Below are 19,880 nucleotides of genomic sequence, written 5' to 3'. Positions count from 1 at the left end.
TTTCAGGCCTATGGCCGGGCATACAGAATCGAATGGAAATTGCGGCCTGCCCGCCAACCCCGGCGTTCCCTGCCGGGGCCGGACTTCCGTGTCCGTAGCCGTGCATCCTTGGGCGGTTTGACCGTTAACGTTAATTGACGGCGATATTAAGCCGCCACGGCTTGGCGCCGTTTCATGCCCAGCATGCCGAGCATTGCACTACCGAACAACCAAACCGCGCCCGGAACCGGGACCGCATTGATTTGCACGTTATACGAACCGGCCAGCCAGCCGCCGGAACCGTTGCCGGTGCCGCAGTTGGTTTGGCTATAGCAACTGCCGCCGACGGCCATGATGTAGTAACCCGGCGCCAAATTCGCCAAGTCCAGAGCGGCCCAATCCAGGCCGCCGCTGCTGCCGCGGCTTGACCCGGCGCTGCCGGTTCCGACCGCATAGCCGGCGCCGTTGGTAAAATTGCTGTCCGCCGCATTGCTGTTACCGTTCGAATAACCGACGAAACCGGTGACGTGAGTCGAAGTCGCCGGCGGCGTACCTGCGCCCAGACCGTTCATCCATTGGTTTTTATGGGCGCCGCCGCTGGCTTCCGGGCCGCTGACCTGACTGTAACGGTGAGCGCCGCTGGAATGGTCGACCGGGCCGTTGACGGACCAGATCGAAAAGCCGGGGTGCAACAAGGCGTTGGCATTATTGGCGCTGACCACGATTTTAACGTCGGTCGCGCTGGTGACTTGGAATTGGTACCAATCCGAGGTATGGCCCCAGCCGGAACCGGCCGGACCGCCGCCGTCGGCCCAGGCCTTGGCAGCAACGGTATCGTTGTGGCTGTAGGAAGATCCGGGAGTCACGCTGGCGACCTGGCCATTGGCGGTCATCGTCGCCAAGCTGAACGCGCTGGCGTGGGTGGCGGTTAACGCCAAAGCCGCGCCGGTCAACAGTTTGGCAACGGATTTTTTTGCGAATTTCATTCGAATTCCTCGTAATTTTTGTCGTGGCGGCGCGCGAAATCCCCGGTTTCGCGAAACCGCACTTTTGCATCTTCCAGTGTGTTCGGCCCGGACTGGCGGCGGCATCCCTGATTCCGGCGCGACCCGCCCCTGGCCATCGTTGGCTCGTAGCCGAACCGATCAGCGTGATGCAAATCACATACCAAAATGAATAACTGAGGATTTACCGACGGCTACGCGCAAACTGACTCGACAAAAACCGCGTAATAGATAGGTGATATGACTTAGGTACTATGGCATTTGCCGCAGTTTTAGTTTCCTGGCCCGGCGCAGGCGCGGCCGGCTTGAGCTGCGCCCTTTCGCCGCGGGAGCGGTCCGGCTGCGCACGATTGCGCGCGGCTAAACCCGACTGGCGCCCAGCCGGCCGCCGCGGGCCGATACCGCAAACCCGAGCAGCGCGGCGGAAAACAGCAAGGCCGATGCCGGCAACGGTACCGGCGCCGCGGTCAGCGGTTCCATTCGCCAAGCCAGCGCGTAATCCCAGACAAAATCGGCGCTGGTGGCGGCAACCACGCGCAGTTGGTAATCGTGGCCGCCGCGCAAGGCCAGCCACAGGTTTTCGCTGTTGTCGGCTCGACTGTTCGATAAACCGACGGTACGTTGCAACGTGGTATCGAACAATTCCAGATCCAGGTCGTAGAAAACCGTGGCCAAGCTGCTGTCGTCGCTGACGCCGATATTCCAAACCAAAGATGCCGCCAACTGCAGATCGCTGAGTGCGCTGATTCGGTAGCTGGCGGTCCGGTTCGAACCCAGGCCGCCGAAGGCCTGATCGAAATCGAATCCCGCCTCTGCCAATACCGCGCCGCCGCCGTCCTCGACGCTGTCCTGCTCGCCGCCGGCGATAATCCGGTAACTGCCGAACACGTCGAGCTGGCCGGCACCGAAGCGGTCGTCCAAGCCGTTTGCGGTTTGGTGGCCGGCGCTGCGGTAATCGGCAATATTGGCGGAGCCGGCGGTATTGTCCGTTTCCCGCTGCGCTCCGGCCATCAACGCCGCCTTGACCGTTTCGGCCCGCTCGGCGTTGTAGACCTGGCCGATACCGGCTATCGCTTGCCCGGCTTTGGATAACTGGCCGGCGCCGCTGTGGCCGGTTTCGACCAACAAAGCCGCTGCCGCCGCGACCAGCGGCGTTGCCCCGCTGGTGGTGGTGCGCGGCGCTACCAAATCGGGCCGGCTACGGCCGGCGCCGTAAACGCTGTCGACCGGGTCCGAGCCTCGGTCGTGGCCGCCGTCGCTACGGCCGACCGCAATCGTGTTGTAGGCGCTGCCCAATAGCGGCGAGTTGCTCGGCCCATTGTCCATGCCGACCACCTGGATGAATTCGTAACGCTGCACGACGCGGTCCACCAAGCGCAGATAGGCGCCGATATCGGCTGCCGTTTCGCTGTCGGCCCCGCCGATCCAGCTATGGTTGGCGATGCGGCTGCCCGCGACCGGAGCCTCGGCCGCGGCGGCGACCAAGCCGCTCAACCAGTCGTCGGCGTTGTAAACGGCAATGTTGGCGATACCGGGCGCGATGGAATCGTTAGCGAAAAATGCGGCGGCAACCCCGGTGGCATGGTCGGATATGCCGGTACTGGCTTGCGGCCCCGGATAACTGAAGGTTTTGCCGGCGAAGCGGCTTTGTCCGGTGTCGGGCGCGTAACGGGGGTAGCGTAGCGTGTCGGACTCAGTGACCGTCGAGGCTTCGGCGAGCACCACATTAACGCCGGCCCCTGTCGGCACGCCACTTCCCAACAACTGCTGCAATTGCCGATAACCGATGTCGTCCCGGTAGTCGGCTTGCGCCATCCCGCAGCTCAGGCCGGCAATGCCCAAACCCAGCCATTTCGTCGCCTTCATCGCAACCTCCCGTTCCAAGTGCGCCAAGCCGGCGGCGGGGGTTATTTCGGTCCGGCGATTCTAACGCGCCAACCGCATCCGCTTACCGGCCAAGCTACTATAGTCCAAAAATCGCCGGCCATGCGGCTACAACCAGCCGGACCGCTTCAGCCGCCAATAAAGCCCCAGGCTGCCAACCGCCACGCCGGCCAGCACCAGCGGATAGCTGAACATCCACTCCAATTCCGGCATGTGGCGGAAGTTCATGCCGTACCAACTGAATACCATGGTCGGAATCGCCAGAATCGCGCCCCAGCCGGCCAAGCGCTTGACCACTTCGTTTTGGCGCACCGTTTCGAAGGTCAGATGCACTTGCATCGCCGCCAGCAGCATTTCGCGCATGCCCTGGATCGCCCGATCCACCCGCTTGATATGGTCGGCGACGTCGCGAAAATAAAAGCGCACGTCTTTGTGGATCAAGCCGCCGTGGAAACGCATCAACTCGTTGCAAATATCGATCACCGGATTGATCGCTCCTTCCAGCAACAGCAACTCGCGCTTCAGTTCGTACAAGCCTTCCATGGTTTGCCGGCTGGGCCGGTTCTGGAAGATGGCCGACTCCAGCACGTCGAAACGTTCCTGCAGGCCGTTGATGACCGGCATGTAATTGTCGACGATGAAATCCATGATCGAATACAACGCAAACCCCGAGCCCTTGGCCAGCAACTGCGGCATAGCCTGGCAGCGTTCGCGGACCCGGGCCAGACTGTGCGAGGCGCCGTGGCGCACCGTCACCAAAAACCGGGGACCGACGAACAAATGGGTTTCGCCGAATGCGACGCTATCGTCCACCAATTGCGCGGTCTGCAACACGATGAACAGCGAATCGCCGTATTCCTCGATTTTCGGCCGCTGGTGGGCCGAACAGGCATCCTCGATCGCCAAGTCGTGCAGGCCGAACTCGATTTGGATCGCCCGCAATATCTTGCTATCGGCCTCGCGCAGCCCCAACCAGACGAAGGTATCCTCCTTCAGCAGCACTTCGCTGATGTCTGCGATGGTGACGTCGCCGATACCGACGCCTTTCTGATAAGCCACGCAACGCATGACCTTGGAATTATCGATGGCCTGGTTCAAAAGTTTCTCCGCCTATTTGGCAATGGTAATGGCCGGCGCGCCTTGCTGGTTCAAATTGGCGACCGTCATCTGAAAGATTTGGCACAGCAGGCGGAAACCCTCGCGGTTCCACTGGTAGCCGGTTTCCGCCGGCAATGCGTAATTGTGCCCGCCGAATTCGACGCTGAGCTCGCCGCCGTCTCCATCCATCTCCAACGCCAGGGTCCGCACCGGATTCTCGCGCACCTCCGGCGTCGCCGGGTGCTTGTCCACCGCAAACTCGGGTTCGTCGCCGAGGCCTTGGCCGATGAAATTCAACACATTGTGGAAACTGCGCAGGCGAAATACGCCGTGCAACGGCCATTCGCCGCCCGGATAACCGGCGCGGATGTCGACGCCGACATCGTTGTCGGCGCCCTGCCCGGCCTCCTCGTGCAGCCGCTGCCGCTCGGCGTTGCTCAATTGCGCCGGGTCGTAGTTGGTCAGCACGATACGCCCCACCACCCGTTTCTTCAGCCGCACTTGTCCGGATTGCGGCAGCAAGTCGACGGTGTAGTCTTTTTCCAGCTCGGCCAAATGTTCCGCCGCCACGGCAGCGGCCGGCAACAGCCACTCGCGTTCGAACATCAGCGGTTCGGCGAACAGTTGGTGCCGGTCCTGGATCGACGACAAATGCAGCACCGCCTGGCGAAACGCCCGGTAGCCGGCGGCGTCGGCCGGCCGGTTCGAATAGATGCCGTTTTGCCCGCCGCCGGCCAGCCGCAGTTCGCCGGCCAGCAAACGCAACAGTAAATCCACGTCGACGCCCTGGCGCAACAGCATCGTCAACCTGCTCTCCGGAAACGGCGTCAGCATGCGCTTGGTGAATTCCTCGCCCTCGATCGGCACGATGCTGATGGTCGGATTTTCCGAGACGGTGCCGCCGAACACCGGCGTCAACAACGAACCGTTATCGCCGGTGGCCGCCGGCGTTGCCCCGGCATTCAGTTGAAAATTAAAGGTCGCGGCGATATTGGAAACTCCGGTGAAATGCAGCGGCTGATGCTGGTGGGCGCGGGCGATGTTGAGCAACAACTGCCGCGACAAGGTATCGGCCGTGGCTTTGTCGTATTCGACCACCGCCCGGTCCAGCGCCAACGGCGACAAGCAACCGGCCAACAATAACGGCGCGGCGATGCCGAGGGCGGCCGGCAAGCGCCGCAAGGAGGGTAGGTGATCGAAAAAATTAGGCATCGTTGCAAACTGGTCGGCAAAAACCGGATAAGTTTGCACGCGGAGCCGGAGAAAACACAATCGCATTTTTCCAGATGCCTCGGGCAGCCTCAGCGCTCGGACTCGTCCCCAGCGAAAAAATTTAGGTTTACACTGTTGCCGTTCGCCACTGCCGCTTGCCGCCGACCGATGAAAATCCACCATTTAACCGCCGCCGAAGCGCTAGAAAGCTTGGGGTCGAGTATGAACGGCCTCGACGACGCCATGATCGAAGGCCGCCTGCGCGAATTCGGCTTCAATCGCATCGAAGAAACCCGCAAGCCCCCGGCGCTGCTGCTGTTTGCCCGGGAGTTTCTGCATTTTTTTGCGTTAATCCTGTGGCTGGCGGCCGGCTTGGCTTTCTTCGCCGAAGCGCAACAACCCGGCGAAGGCATGCAGACCTTGGCTTACGCGATTCTGGGCGTCATCGCCATCAACGGCTGTTTTTCGTTCTGGCAGCGGCGCCAGGCCGAACAAGCCATCGCCGCATTGCAAAAACTGCTGCCGCACCAGGTCAAAGTCATCCGCGACGGCGAACTGAGCCTGGTCTACGCCGACGAGCTGGCGCCCGGCGACCTGCTGGTATTGCAGGAAGGCGATAACGTCCCCGCCGACTGCCGTTTGGTGGAAGCGTTTGCGCTACGGGTCAACAACGCCACCATCACCGGCGAATCGTTGCCGAAAGGCCGCGACGCCCAGCCGTCCGCCGTCGAAGACATCGGCCAAAGCCGCAACATCCTGCTGGCCGGCACCTCGGTGGTGGCCGGCGAAGGCAAGGCAGTCGTGTTCGCCACCGGCATGCACACCGAGTTCGGCAAAATCGCTCATACCCTGAAAACCACGGTAAAAAGCCAATCGCCGCTGCAAAAGCAAATCGCCCGCTTGAGCCGCTTCGTCGCCCTGTTGGCACTGGCGCTGGGCGTCGCATTCTTCTTCATCGGCCAGGCCATCGGCCTGACGTTTTGGGAAAACTTCATCTTCGCCATCGGCCTGATCGTGGCCAATGTGCCGGAGGGCCTGTTGCCGACCGTGACCTTATCGTTGGCGATGGCGACGCAACGCATGGCCAAACGCAACGCGCTGATCCGCAACCTGCCGTCGGTGGAGACCCTGGGCTCGACCACGGTGATTTGCACCGACAAGACCGGCACGCTGACCGAGAACCGGATGGCGGTCAAGCAACTGTTTCTGGAGGGCCGCCATTGCGGCCCGGAGCAATTGGACCGCCACAGCCTGCAACAGCACGCGGCGTTTCTGGCCTGTGCCGCGCTGTGCCACAACTTGAAGCGCATCGAAGGTAGCGCCCCGCTCGGCGATCCGATGGAAATCGCGTTGGCCGACATGGCGCACGCCCAGGGCATGCGCATCGACTATCCGAAGATCGGCGAAGTGCCGTTCGATACCGACCGCAAGCGCATGTCCACGCTGCACGACACGCCGGTCGGCACCATGCTGTTTTGCAAGGGGGCGTTGGAAATGGTGCTGCCGCTGTGCCGGCAGATCGCCGCCGGTAACCGGATCGAAACGCTGGACGACGGCCACCGCCAACAGTTGGCGAAAGCGCTGCAAACCATGGCCGACCAGGGGTTGCGGGTTCTGGCGCTGGCCTATCGGCCGTTGCCGGAACAACTGCCGGAAGATCCGGAACAAAGCCTGATCCTGGCCGGACTGGTCGGCCTGGAAGATCCGCCGCGGCCGGAAGTCGCCGCCGCCATCGGCCAATGCCACCGGGCCGGCATCAAAGTCGTTATGGTGACCGGCGACCACCCGCACACCGCGGTCGCCATCGCCCGCCAAATCGGCCTGGTGCGCAGCGAGCATCCCCAGGTCATCGTCGGCGACAAATTGAAAAAGCTGACGCCCAGCCAACTGCAAGTGGCGTTGGATGCGCCAGAGATCATTTTCGCCCGGGTTGGCGCCGACCAGAAAATGCAAATCGTCGCCGCCCTGCAACGCAAGCAGCATGTCGTCGCCGTCACCGGCGACGGCGTCAACGATGCGCCAGCCTTGAAAAAGGCCGACATCGGCATCGCGATGGGCAAGGCCGGCACCGACGTCGCCAAGGAAGCGGCCGACATGATTTTGCTGGACGACAACTTTGCCAGCATCGTCGCCGCAATCGAGGAAGGCCGCGCCGTATTTGACAACATCCGCAAATTCCTGACTTACATCCTGACCTCGAACATTCCGGAAGTAGTGCCCTACCTGGCCTTCGTACTGTTCAAAATCCCGCTGCCGCTGACCATCATCCAGATCCTGGCGGTCGATCTGGGTACCGACATGCTGCCGGCATTGGGCCTGGGTGCGGAAAAACCCGACTCGGCCGTGATGGAGCAACCGCCGCGTTCGCAAAAAGAAACCCTGATCGACTGGCGGCTGTTGGCCCGCGCCTACGGCTTCCTGGGCCTGTTGGAGGCGGTCGCGGCGATGGCGGCGTTCTTTTTCGTGCTGGAACGCGGCGGCTGGGAATACGGCCAAATTCTGCACGGCCGCCAGCCCTTGTATTTGCAGGCGACGACGGCCTGCCTCAGTGCGATCATCGTGATGCAGATTGCCAACGTCTTTATCTGCAAACAGCGCCAACGCGGCCTGCTCGGCACCGCGCTACTGGACAACAAACTGATCCTGTCCGGCATCCTGCTGGAAATCGGGTTGATTCTGGCGATTGTCTACACGCCGTGGGGCAATGCCCTGTTCGGCGCCGCGCCGATAGGCGGCGAAGTCTGGCTGTTCGCGCTGCCCTTCGCACTGGGCATGCTGGCCTTGGAAGAATGCCGCAAGTGGCTGGTGCGGCGCTTTAGATTATTTCCGTTGCAGTTCAAGCCGGCTAAATTGCGGAAAGGCAAACACCGGGCAAAGTGAATGGGATAGTTTACGCGCGCGAATTCGAGCCGGTGGAACGGCGCCCATCCAATATCACTCCAACTTCAGCTCCGGATGGTTTTCGTACACGGTTTGCAACGTCACCAGCGCATCGGATAAATCGAATTGTTCGATCTGGCGGCCGAGCAGCCGGGCGCATTCCTGGCCGATGGCCTTGGCCAGCATCGGCTCGAAATCCCGCCAAAGCAAATAGGCTTTGATGTCGTCCACTTCCAGCAGTGCAGCCAAGTCCGCCAGCGCGGTTTTGATTTGCTCGACATCCACCGCGACCGGGTCGGCCGCCCCCGGCAATTGCAGCGCCTCGATGGCTGCGACCGCAGCCGCCAGCGCATCGCGCAAATTCCGCACAGCCTCGGTCCAGTCCGCGCCGCCGTTGCGGATGCTCAGTTCGATTCCGCCGGCGATCTCGGCGACTTGCGGCATACCCAAAATCAATGCCAGGCCTTTCAAACTGTGCGCGGCAATTTCCGCAGCCGCACGGTCGCCCGCGCCGAGCAACCGTTCGATATGGACCGCGTCGTCGGCGTGCTGGTCGACGAACTTGGCCAACAGCGGGTAGTAGGTCTGCGGATTTTTTACGTACTTGAGACCCTTTTCCGGTTGTAGGTGCTGGATTGGCACAATATCCGCGCCGCTAATCAGGCCGGCGGCGGTCGAACCGGCCGCTTCCGGAGCGGCAGTCGCCAGCTCCGAAGTGTGCGGAATCCATCTCGCCAACAACGCCGCCAAGCGATCCGGTTCTACCGGCTTGGCGACGAAGCCGTTCATCCCGGCATCCCGGCAACGCTTGCGGTCTTCCTCGAAGGCGTTGGCGGTCATCGCCAAAATCGGTACGTCGCGGCTGAGCGGCATTTGCCTGATGCGGCGGGTCGCTTCCAGCCCGTCCATCACCGGCATTTGCATATCCATCACAATCACGTCGTAGCGTTGGCGCTCCACCATTTCGCAGGCTTCACCGCCGTGATTGGCTAGATCGACCTGCAGACCCAGGCGTTCGAGGATGGCTTTGCCCACTTCCCGATTGATTTCGTTGTCTTCCACCAGCAGAACGCGGGCGCCGGCGCGCAGCCGGTCGGCGCCGCCGTCGAATTCTTCGTGAATATCGGCGGCCTGGCCCAGGCGAAAGCGCAGCGTCACCCAAAAGTTACTGCCTCGCCCCGGCACGCTGGCTACCCCGGTATCGCCGCCCATCATCCGCGCCAGACGTTTGCAGATGGTCAAACCCAGTCCGGTTCCGCCGTATTTGCGCGTGGTAGAGGTTTCCGCCTGTTCGAAGGCCTCGAACAATTTTTCCTGCTGCGCTACGCCGATACCGATGCCGGTGTCCTCGACCTCGAAGCGCAATGTCGCTTCCGCTGCGGCTAAGTCGACAATTTTCGCCCGCAGCGTGATGGTGCCGAGATCGGTAAATTTAACCGCATTGCTCAAGTAATTGACCAAGATTTGGCCCAGGCGCAACGGGTCGCCGACTACGGCCAGCTGGTTCAGGCGCGGATCGATCTCTTGTCGTAGCAGCAAGTCTTTTTCGGCAATCCGGTCCAGCATCATGCTACAGACATGGTCGATAGTGGTTGTGACTCTAAAGGTTTTGTCCTCGAGTTGCAGTTTTTCCGCTTCGATTTTGGACAGGTCGAGAATATCGTTGATGATGCCCAACAGATGTTTGCCGGCGGCAACGATCTTATCCAGCTTTTCGGTTTGGTCCGGCGCCAGCAACTGCCCGCGCAACAGATGGGCGAAGCCGATGATCGCATTCATCGGCGTGCGGATTTCGTGGCTCATATTGGCCAGAAAAGTGCTTTTCGATTGGTTGGCGGCTTCGGCCTGGCGCTTGGCGTGTTCCAGTTCCGCCGTTCGGGTTTCCACCAGTTCTTCCAGATGCAAACGATAGCGGCGCAGCTCTTCTTCGTTACGTTTTTTCTCGGTAATGTCTTCCTTGATGGCGACGTAATGGGTAATTTTGCCGTCCCGGCCGCGCAACGGCATGATCAGCGCCGCCTCGTAAAATTCGCTGCCGTCTTTGCGCCGATTGGCAAACTCGCCTTGCCAGGTCTTGCCGTTTGTCAGCGCGTCCCACAGTTCGATATAGGTACGTTCCGGCGTAATGCCGGATTTCAACACCCGCGGATTTTGGCCTGTCACTTCTTCACGGCTATAGCCGGTCGCCTCTAAAAAGCGGGCGTTGACATATTCGATCTCGGCATCCAGATTGGTAATTATCACGACGTTGGCGCTCTGCTCCACCGTCAAGGACAACTTATCCAATTCCGCCTCGTATTTTTTACGCTCGGTAATATCGCGGGCAATTTTCGAGGCCCCGACCACCCGCCCTTTGTCGTCGCGAATCGGGGAAATGGTTGCGGAAATCTGGATCGTCTCGCCGTTCTTGCGTATCCGCACGGTTTCGAAGTGCTCGACGTATTCGCCGCGCTTGATTTTTTCCAAAATCAAATCTTCCTCGTCGAGCCGATCCAACGGTAACAAGCGGCGGATCGAATTGCCTATCATCTCCTCGGCGCTGTAGCCGTACATCAATTCCGCGCCGTGGTTCCAACTGACGATAATTCCGTCCAGATCCTTACTGATGATGGCGTCGTCGGAAAAGCGGACGATCGCTTCGAATTGCTTCATCCGAGCTTCCAACAATTTACGCTGGGTAATGTCGGTCCATACCACATGGATGATGGATCGTTCGCCGAAGCGGATCGGCGTCAACATCACTTCGGCAAAGAAATGGCTACCATCCAGTTTGCAGTGTTCCCATTCGAAGCGATGGCAGCCCTCGCGCAGAGCGGTGTCCATCACTTCTTTGACTTTTACGGCGGAAGGTTTGCCGTCCGGCTGCAATTCCGGCGAGAACTGTGCGGGTGTTTTACCGATCAGCTCCGTCAACCCAGCCAGACCCAGAATATCCAAAGCGGCCCGATTGGCGTCGATAAAGCGGCCGTCTTCCACCAGCATCAACGGTTGCCGGGAGTCCTCGAACAAACGGCGGAAGCGCTCCTCGCTTTCCAGCACCCGTTGCTCCGCCGCCTTGCGTTCGGAGATATCGACATGAGTACCGCTGATCACCGTCGGCCTGCCTTGGCTATCCCGCCGCGTCACCCTGCCCCGATCCGAGATCCACACCCAACGGCCGTTCTTATGCCGCATACGCACGTCGCACTCGTAATAGTCGGACTGGCCGTCGAGATGCCGTCCCAACAGCGCGTTGGCCCGCTGTAAATCGTCGGGATGGACGAATTCGGCCCAAGTATCCTTGGTAAACGGCTCCAATTCGCGCAGTTGGTAACCGAAAATCTCGGCCCAACGCTCGTTGAAAATCGCCTCGCCGGTTTGCAGATCCCATTCCCAGGTTCCGGCATGCGTGCCGTCGATAATGTTCTGCAGACGTTCGCGTTCTTTGGCCAACTGCTCCCGAATTTGAACGGTTTCGGTGATGTCGGACCAGATCAGCGACAAGTAATGACGCCCCTGCAACTGAATGGCCCGCAAACTGACCATGATATTCAACAGCTTGCCGTGCTTGGTACGGTGGAACGTTTCCAGGCGCATCGAGCCGGCCCGCAGACAGTCGGCCATCCTCTGCCGGATAGCCGGCTCGTCGAATTCGCCGTGTATATCCGGCAAACGCAACCGGGCAAACTCCTCCCGGTTGTATCCCAATCCGTTACAGGCGGCATCGTTGAATTCGACAAATTCCAAGGTCTCGGCATCGACCAGCGTAATCGCATCCGGCGCTTGCGAGACGATGGCGCGGAAGATTTCCTCGCGCCGTTTGCTTTCCCGCTCCAATTGGCGCAGCTCGCTCACATCCTGAAATACCAAAACCGATCCGATCAAAACGCCTTCGCGCAGGATCGGATGGGTATCGTATTCCACCGGGAACAGCGTGCCGTCCTGACGGCGAAACTCGTCGCCGTGAATATGTCGTTTGTCGCCGTCGGCGAAATTCGGGTAGCCGGCACCGGTTTCCGCAGCCGGCTCCGGGCAATCCGGCGTAGAACGGTACAGCAGCGGATGCAACGGCTTGCCGACCAATTCCGCCTCGTTATAGCCCAGCATGGTCAATGCAGCCGGATTGGCGAAAATAGTATTGCCTTGCAGGTCCATGCCGCAGATGCCGCTATTCGCCGAATTCAGAATCAAGCGGGTCAATTCTTCGCTCTGTTGCAAACACTTGCGCGCATCCAGCGCGAAGCCGATGTTATTGACCAAAGATTGCAAAATCGCGCCGACTTGCGGATCGAAAAAGCCCTCCCACGCGCTGTAAACCGTAAACACCGAAAATATCCGGCCGCCTCTGAACAGCGGAAAACTGGCGCAGGATTGCCAGCCGCGCTTCAATGCGCTCTCCGCCCATAGCGCTAGCGCCGCGTTATGCCGAAAACTGTTATTGATTTGCGGCGCTTGCTCGCGCCAGGCGCAGCCCGCCGGACCTTGGCCCTCCGCCAGTTCGGGATCGGTGGAAATTTGTACGGCCTGCAAGTAATCGCCGGCCTCGCCCGCCTGGTATTTAACCTGCAGATGGCGGGTTTGCGGGTCCTCGACGCCAATCCAGGCCATTTTCATCAAACCGCTGTGTACCGGAATCCAACATAACTGTTCCAGCAAGCTGTGCTCGTCCTGCGCATACAGTATCGATTCGCCGATCCGAGACAAATCGCGGTACAGGCTATTAAAACGTTCCAACCGTAGCTGTTCCAGCTTGCTGTCGGTCACGTTCAGGCAAACGCCGTCCCAGACGATGGAACCGTCGCTTTCCCGATGCGGCTGCGAATTGAGCTGCACCCACAAAGTCTGGCCATCCGCCAAATTCAACTTCAGTTCCTGGCTGTAAGTGGACAACGTTTCCGCGCTGCTGGCTTCGGCCGCTTGGTATTGCCGGGCGGACTCGTCGTCCATCAATTGCAGAAACAGCGTTATGTCGGCAATCAATTGGTCCGCAGTAAAGCCGAGCATGCGCTCCGCGCCGGCGCTGATATAGAGTATGCGGCGCTCTCCGGCGGGCGTCCGTTGAAAGCGGTAAACGCAGCCGTTGGGAATGTTGTTGCCCAGGGCCTCCACCTGTTTGGCTGCCACAGCTTTATGGGCGTCGAGCTCCAGCGCCTGAATCCGGTATTGCTGACGCAAGGCCCGGGCCAGCAACAGGCCGACCACCGTGACAGCCAGAAATGTCAAGCCGCCGAGCCAGTACAGAGCCCGTATCACCGGCGCCAATACTTCCGCCCGGTCAATTTTCGCGACCAGGGTCCACGGCGTACCTGGTATCCGGTTATAAGCCAGCAGTACCGCTACTCCGCGATAGTCGCGGCCGAGCCGCTTGCCCGAATTCGGCGCCTCGGCGGAAAACGACCACGATTCCGGCCGGTTCCGGTCCGGCGTAGCGAGCCGATCGGCCGGGCTATCCAAGCCATAGCGCAGTTCGGTCAAATAAACGATGTCGTTGCCCTCGGCGCGCAGCAACAGAGCTTCGGCGGTTTCGGATTGAATCGGCCAGGCTTGAAGTTTGGGAAACAAAACATGTGCGGTGTCGACCCGCAGAATTACGGCGGCGATAGGAACCGGGTTTACCGAATCCTTGGCTGAGATCGGCACGACGAAATCCATATAAACCTGCCCGGATGCATGCCGGTAAAAATCGGTATGCAGAATCAGGTTGGCGGCCATCGCTTGTCCGAAGATATCGGCCAACAGCGGCGGCGGGGTTGCGTCCGCTCCGATAATCGGCACGTCGCCGGCTACGCTGACCAGGGGATGCATTGCGGTATCGGTCAGGACTGCGCTTTCGTAGCCGTAAGCCTTCTGCATCAGTGCCAAGCGCGACTGCAGAATTCGCTTGTGCTCCGCTTCCTGCGGCTGTTGCAGAAATTGCTCGACACGTGCCCTGATGTTTTCGGAGTCGCGGAAAATCTCGCAATCGCCCTGCCTTTCGCGCAGATAACTAAGCAGCTCTTCGCTTTTCAGTTTGGCGATGCTATCCAAAGTCTGCAGTGCCGCCCGTTCCACCTTGTCGGTTTGCGTCCGGTAAAACATCAGCCCCAATAACGGGACCAATAGGAACAGTAACAGCACGGACCAAGCGATTTTTTTTGTCATGGTGCAACTTTGTTTAGCCGAGTGCCGCGATCTGGCGGCAAAGCCCTCTTAAGCGGGCGGATTGTGCTCCTCGTGCTCGCCGTCGTCTTGGTAACGCGCGGCGACACTATGGAATTCGTCGATGCATTGGCAAAATGCCGCGACGATTTCCGGATCGAAATGGGAACCGCTGTTCTCGACGATGATCCGCTTGGCTTCTTCAATCGTGAATGCCGCTTTGTAAATCCGCCGGCTCACCAAGGCGTCGAACACGTCGGCTACCGCCATCAAGCGGGCGCAAAGCGGAATCTGCTCGCCGACCAGGCCTCTGGGGTAACCGCTGCCGTCCCATTTTTCATGGTGTTTCCCGGCAATTTCCATTGCCACGCACAAAAAATTGACCGCTTCCAAATCGTCTTCGTGTTGTATCGCCCGCCAAATCGCTTGCGCGCCAATTTGGGCATGAGTTTTCATGATCTCCCATTCTTCCGGGGTATGCCGGCCCGGTTTGTACAGGATTTGGTCGGGGATGCCGACCTTGCCGATATCGTGCAGCGTGGCGGCCTTGGTGTAGGTTTCGATGACGGCCGGCGTCAGGATGGCGGCGTATTTGGGCTGAGCGGCCAATGTGCCGGCCAGGATGTTGACGTAGCCTTGGGTCCGCAAAATATGGTTGCCGGTCTCCGAATCGCGCGCCTCGGCCAGGCTGGCCAAAGCCCGCATGCTGGCGTCCTGCACTTTTCGGTATTGGCGAACCCGCCGCTCGACTTCCGCTTCCGGCCAGGCATTCTTGTCGCGCAAGATATCCCGCGCTTCCTTCAAATCCAATTGGCCGCGTACCCGGGCCAAAAGAATGGCCGGCTTGACCGGTTTGGTAACGTAGTCGGCCGCGCCGAGTTCCAAGCCGCGCACTTCGTCCTCGATCTGGTCTAGCGCAGTGATGAACATTACCGGAATATCGCGCGTCTCCGGCTCCGTTTTCAAGCGGGCGATGACTTGGTAACCGTCCATCTCCGGCATCATCACGTCCAACAGAATCAAATCCGGCCGAGGTTCTGCCGCCGCCGCGGCCAACGCTTTAAGGCCGCTGTTGGCGACGCGCACCTGGTAATGCGGCATCAGCAATTCGCCGAACAACACCAGATTGTCGGGAGTGTCGTCGACGACGAGAATGGTCTTTTTCTGCGGCTGGACGGGCTCTGCCATTGGGATTCCTGAGCGGCGGTTCTTGTTCGACTGACTATAGCAGAGATCGCCTGGCGCTTTACCGAACGCAAGCCTGCTGGAACAGTGGGAGTCGAACGGTGCGCGAGCTTGGCTGTCCCCGGCCCTTCCCGGATAAACCTACCAGGGACTCGGCGGCTGAAGCGGCTACAGGGTAGACTCGCGAAACCAGGCTCATTGCCCGGGATTGAGCCAAAATGGTTTCGAACGCCAGTCGTTGTACCAATCGAACATTGCCGCGGCCGGCATCGGTTTGGCAATGCCGTAGCCTTGCGCCAGTTCGCAGCCGAGTTGCAGCAGCAATTCGCCGTGTTTCTCGGTTTCGACGCCTTCGGCAATTACCTGCTTGCCGAAGGCGGCGGCCAGGCTGATGACGCCATTCAGGATGGACAAGTCGTCCGGGTCGTCCAGCATGTCGCAGACGAAACTGCGGTCTATTTTCAACATCGCCACCGGCAAACGCTTCAAATAAGTTAAAGAGGAATAACCGGTGCCGAAATCGTCCAGGGCGAACGCGATCCCCAGCTCCTTGCTGGCATAAATCACGTTGGAGACGTGGCCGATGTCTTCGATCGCGCTGGTTTCCAGCACCTCCAGCTCCAGGCAATCGGCAGCGACTTCAGGATGGGCTACCAGCAACTGGCGCAGGCGTTCGACAAAGTCTTTTTGTTGCAATTGGCGCGCGCCGATGTTGACGCTGACCGGAATTCTCAGACCGGCTTCGTGCCAGATTTGGATTTGGGTCAGGGCGCTGTCGATCACCCATTCGCCGATTTCGACCGCGAGCGGATGATCCTCGACCACCGACAGAAATTCGCTGGGCGGCAACAGGCCTTTCTCCGGGTGATGCCAGCGGATTAACGCCTCGGCGCCGACCAATGCTCCGCTGCGCAAATTCACTTTGGGCTGGTAATACAAAACGAATTCGCGGCCAAGCATGGCCTGGCCGATGCGGTTTAAGGATTCGTGGCGCGTGCGGATGTAACTGTCTTGGTCGGCGTCGAACCGGCAAACGCAGTTTTTGCCGGCCAACTTGGCTTGATACATGGCCTGATCGGCCTGGCGCAGCAACTGGTCGGCATCCACTTCTTCAGTCTGCGGGTAAAAGGTGACGCCCAAACTGGCCGAGACGTTGAACATTAAATCGCCGCAGTCTGCCGGGTCGGAAGCCGCCGTCAGCAATCGCTCCAGCAGCGGTATGCTCGAATCGGCATCGGCCAACTCCGGCAACACGGCGACGAATTCGTCGCCGCCGATCCTGGCCAAGGTGTCCCCTTCGCGCAGGGCTTGTTTCATTCTGGCCGAAATTGCGGTCAGCAAGCGGTCGCCGGCTTCGTGCCCATAGGAATCGTTGATGGCTTTGAATCCATCCAGATCCAAATAGACGATCGCCAAGATGTCGCCGTTGCGTTGCGCCTGCACAATCGCCTGGCGCAAGCGGTCCGCCAACAGAATTCGATTGGGCAAGCCGGTCAGCGCATCGAAGTGGGCAATATGTTCCAGTTGCTTCTCATGCTCCTTCAGCGTCGTGATGTCCGAGAACAACGACACGTATTGGCTGATATTGCCGGCGGCATCGCGTATCGAGCTGATGGACTCCATCTGCGCATAAATCTCGCCGGTTTTGCGCCGATTCCAGATTTCCCCGTACCAGTGGCCTTTCTCGACCAATTGCTGCCACATATCGGCGTAGAAACTCGGGTCGTGGCGCCCGGAATGCAGAAAGCGGGGAAACCGGCCGATGGCTTCCTCGCGGCTGTAGCCGGTGATCAGGCTAAACGCTTCATTGACGTCGATGATGACGCCATCCGTGCCGGTAATCATGATGCCTTCGCGAGCGTGGGTGAACACGCTGGCGGCAAGTTGCAATTTTTGTTCGAGCTGCTTGCGTTCGCTGATATCGGTATGCGTGCCTATCATCCGTAACGCGTTGCCGGCGCCATCGCGGTTAACCACCATGCCGCGGGCGAGAATGTATTTATAGCTGCCGTCCTTGCATCGCATCCTGAACTCAACCGCATAAACCGGTGTCTTGCCCGCCAGATATTCCTCGAGGACCGCCGCGACATTGGCCCTGTCGTCAGGATGCAGCCGGTCTACCCATTCCTGTTTAAAGCCGCGAATGTCTCGATCCGAATAACCCAACATCTCCTTGTAGCGTCGGGAAAAATTCACTTGATTGGTAACCAGATTCCAATCCCAAACCCCGTCCCCCGAGCCTTCGATGGCAAATTTCCAACGAAACTCGCTTTCGGCCAGTTGCGCTTCCGCCAATTTACGTTGGGTGATGTCGCGCGCCGTGGCATACGTCACGCCGTCGTCCGGGTCGTAATAAGCGGTCCAGGACAAATGCACCAGTCGGCCGTCTTTGCAAACATAGCGGTTTTCGAAGGCCATCGATTTATGGCCCGATATTTGGCGCGCCATTTCCTCTGCGGTCTTTTGCCTGTCCTCGTCGCAAACGAATTCCAGAAACGGTTTGGCCAGCAACTCGCTTTCGTCGAAGCCGACCAATAATTCGAAGGCCGGATTGACTTGCATAAAACAACCTTGCGGATCGGCAATGCACATCGGTTCCGTGGTGAGCCGGAAGAATCGAAAATACTGCTCTCTTTCCTGGGCAAGGCGCTCGCGTTCGACCGCTTCTCCGCGAAGCTGCGCGGCAAAATCCTGTAGCCGAGCCGTCATGCCGTTGACGGCGGCGGCAAGTTCGCTGAATTCGTCGTTACCGCTGCAGGCAATCCGGTAATCCAGATTCCCCTCGGCAATGCGTTTGGCCCCCTGATGCAACGGTAATAGCCGGGTGTTAATCAGCCGGCTCAGCCGGATCAAGCTCATAATGGTGACCAATGCCGACCACAATGCGAACAGGCCGACGATGCCGACCAAATATTGGTAACTTTTTTCGACGCGGCGGTTGCCGGCATCCAGCAAAGTATTGGCCAGGTTAAGATTATTGGCGTCGCGCAACAAAAGCTGGCTGACCAGCCGTTTGTCCAGCTCGGCATAAACGTCCTGCCGGTCGCCGGCCTGGTTTAATAACGCGCTGTTTGCGGCGATGCGCTGAAAGATGGTTGCAGATTTGTCGAAGCTGGCGCGCAATTTGGCCAAAACCGGCGCCTCGTTGGCGAACGAGGATTGGCCGGCGACCCGGTCTAGCAACCGGTTTACGCTTTCCCTGCGGTTTTCCCAATCCGTTAGCGGCCGAGGCTCCCGGTACAGAAGATACTGGTCCCTGAAAGCGGTTAATTCGAACAAACCGCGTACCAATTTATCGACCAGCAGGTGGCCGTCTTTTTCTTGCTGATAATGCGCAATGGTCGAGAACAGGATCGCCAGCAGTACCGCAACCGTGGCGATAGCGGCGGCCGACAGAATTTTTAAGCGTTTGACGATGCGCATGGGCGCCTAACGCTGGATCGCAACGGCAGACGGTTTGACGCGCGCCAGACTATCGAGGTGGATGTGTTGCCGGAAATCGGGCATGGCCGCGGCATCGACCAGTCGGTTTTTCATCGCCCAGCGGGTTTCGTCTTCCAGGGTAATCAGCAGCGTCTGATCGAGCGCCACCTCGTAATTGAAATTGGCCCAAACGTCCTTGACCAGGCTCAATTCCAACTGCGCCAGCTTTGCCATCAGGGTTTGAGCCGCGTCCGGGTGCTCGGCAACGAAGGTTTCGGCCTTGACCAAGGCGCGCAGCAAGCGTTCGACAGTTTCGGCGTTTTGTTCGATAAAGGCTTGTTGTGCGGCGATATTGAACGTCTCGGTATAAATATCCCGGTCGTAAAAAACCGCCGCCGCAGGACCGAGTTGCCGCTGAATTTGTATCAACGGGTAGTTCCAGGTGCACACGGCATCGACCTGCTTGAGCTCGATACTGGCCTGCATGTCTTGGGGCTGGATGGCAACCGGCTCGATTTCCGCTCTGGTCAGGCCGGATGCCGTCAAAATGGAATCCAGAAAAAATTCCGATGTGGTGCCGGCGATAAAGCCGATGCGTTTTCCTTTTAAGTCCGCGAGTTTGGCAATGCCGGCATCTGGTCTGGCTACTACCGCATGGTTACTCGAACTGGTGACGATGTTAGCGATTACCGCGATGTGTTCGCCGCGCAATATGCTGAACATCAACGGCGTTTCGGCGACGGTGGCGAAATCGGCTTTACCGTCGACCACCGCTTGCAAGGCCGCCTTGCCGAAGCCGTGCAGTTGCGGCTCCACCTGCAATCCCTCCTCGCTAAAAAAGCCCTGTGCCAACGCGACATGCATCAGCACAGATTCAGGTTGGTCAGTGAAGGCTACCGTGATTTTCGGCAGCAGCCCGCGGCTTTGCGGCGGAGATTCTTGGCAAGCCGCCAATATCGCGCAGCAAATCGAGATAAGGAACGCTTTGGCCAGTATGGGGTTGTGCTGCGTAACATGAACCACTAATTCAACACTCTAAAATTCGATCGATTTGGCTGGCTCGGTCAAAGCGGCATCGGCGGCTCGATGCTGGTCAAT

9 protein-coding genes are annotated in these 19,880 nt (G+C 59.4%); 1 reads left to right on the top strand and 8 read right to left on the bottom strand.

The annotated features are described in order from the left end of the window. Positions 1 to 146: 146 nt before the first annotated feature. The 4 genes from MKFW12EY_RS09920 to MKFW12EY_RS09905 form a co-directional block, all read right to left on the bottom strand. Complete coding sequence (locus tag MKFW12EY_RS09920; protein WP_064030039.1) at positions 147 to 965, bottom strand: hypothetical protein; 819 nt, start codon at positions 963 to 965, stop codon at positions 147 to 149. Positions 966 to 1,343: 378 nt separating this feature from the next. Further along, complete coding sequence (locus MKFW12EY_RS09915; protein WP_221054465.1) at positions 1,344 to 2,849, bottom strand: hypothetical protein; 1,506 nt, start codon at positions 2,847 to 2,849, stop codon at positions 1,344 to 1,346. Positions 2,850 to 2,975: 126 nt separating this feature from the next. After that, complete coding sequence (locus MKFW12EY_RS09910) at positions 2,976 to 3,935, bottom strand: magnesium and cobalt transport protein CorA (RefSeq protein WP_054762799.1); 960 nt, start codon at positions 3,933 to 3,935, stop codon at positions 2,976 to 2,978. A 42-nt stretch (positions 3,936 to 3,977) separates the two neighbouring features. Further along, positions 3,978 to 5,177: a hypothetical protein gene (locus tag MKFW12EY_RS09905; RefSeq protein WP_245006485.1), complete on the bottom strand. Its 1,200-nt coding sequence runs from the start codon at positions 5,175 to 5,177 to the stop codon at positions 3,978 to 3,980. A 168-nt stretch (positions 5,178 to 5,345) separates the two neighbouring features. Between MKFW12EY_RS09905 and MKFW12EY_RS09900 the strand changes: the two genes are divergently transcribed. Continuing rightward, a complete protein-coding gene (locus MKFW12EY_RS09900) occupies positions 5,346 to 8,057 on the top strand; it encodes a cation-translocating P-type ATPase (RefSeq protein ID WP_221054464.1) in 2,712 nt (903 codons plus the stop codon). A gap of 54 nt (positions 8,058 to 8,111) precedes the next feature. Here the strand turns inward: MKFW12EY_RS09900 and MKFW12EY_RS09895 are convergent, their stop codons facing one another. The 4 genes from MKFW12EY_RS09895 to MKFW12EY_RS09880 all read right to left on the bottom strand — a co-directional run bounded on the left by MKFW12EY_RS09895 (position 8,112) and on the right by MKFW12EY_RS09880 (position 19,805). Next, positions 8,112 to 14,177: a PAS domain S-box protein gene (locus MKFW12EY_RS09895; protein ID WP_221054463.1), complete on the bottom strand. Its 6,066-nt coding sequence runs from the start codon at positions 14,175 to 14,177 to the stop codon at positions 8,112 to 8,114. Positions 14,178 to 14,225: 48 nt separating this feature from the next. Then, positions 14,226 to 15,362, bottom strand: a complete 1,137-nt coding sequence (locus MKFW12EY_RS09890; RefSeq protein ID WP_221054462.1) for an HD domain-containing phosphohydrolase — start codon at positions 15,360 to 15,362, stop codon at positions 14,226 to 14,228. A 192-nt stretch (positions 15,363 to 15,554) separates the two neighbouring features. After that, positions 15,555 to 18,782: an EAL domain-containing protein gene (locus MKFW12EY_RS09885; protein WP_054762795.1), complete on the bottom strand. Its 3,228-nt coding sequence runs from the start codon at positions 18,780 to 18,782 to the stop codon at positions 15,555 to 15,557. A 6-nt stretch (positions 18,783 to 18,788) separates the two neighbouring features. Continuing rightward, positions 18,789 to 19,805 carry an ABC transporter substrate-binding protein gene (locus MKFW12EY_RS09880; protein WP_082409888.1) on the bottom strand — a complete coding sequence of 339 codons (1,017 nt, stop codon included), beginning with the start codon at positions 19,803 to 19,805 and terminating at the stop codon, positions 18,789 to 18,791. Positions 19,806 to 19,880 lie beyond the last annotated feature (75 nt).

Source organism: Methylomonas koyamae, from assembly GCF_019669905.1.
GTDB classification, from domain to species: Bacteria; Pseudomonadota; Gammaproteobacteria; order Methylococcales; family Methylomonadaceae; genus Methylomonas; species Methylomonas koyamae.
The sequence above is the reverse complement of the archived record's forward strand: the minus strand, read 5'-3'. Positions and strand labels throughout refer to the sequence as shown.

Coding starts and splice junctions, on each gene's coding strand:
- MKFW12EY_RS09920 (WP_064030039.1), bottom strand. CDS start 965: ATGAAATTCGCAAAAAAATCCGTTGCCAAACTGTTGACCGGCGCGGCT.
- MKFW12EY_RS09915 (WP_221054465.1), bottom strand. CDS start 2,849: ATGAAGGCGACGAAATGGCTGGGTTTGGGCATTGCCGGCCTGAGCTGC.
- MKFW12EY_RS09910 (WP_054762799.1), bottom strand. CDS start 3,935: ATGCGTTGCGTGGCTTATCAGAAAGGCGTCGGTATCGGCGACGTCACC.
- MKFW12EY_RS09905 (WP_245006485.1), bottom strand. CDS start 5,177: ATGCCTAATTTTTTCGATCACCTACCCTCCTTGCGGCGCTTGCCGGCC.
- MKFW12EY_RS09900 (WP_221054464.1), top strand. CDS start 5,346: ATGAAAATCCACCATTTAACCGCCGCCGAAGCGCTAGAAAGCTTGGGG.
- MKFW12EY_RS09895 (WP_221054463.1), bottom strand. CDS start 14,177: ATGACAAAAAAAATCGCTTGGTCCGTGCTGTTACTGTTCCTATTGGTC.
- MKFW12EY_RS09890 (WP_221054462.1), bottom strand. CDS start 15,362: ATGGCAGAGCCCGTCCAGCCGCAGAAAAAGACCATTCTCGTCGTCGAC.
- MKFW12EY_RS09885 (WP_054762795.1), bottom strand. CDS start 18,782: ATGCGCATCGTCAAACGCTTAAAAATTCTGTCGGCCGCCGCTATCGCC.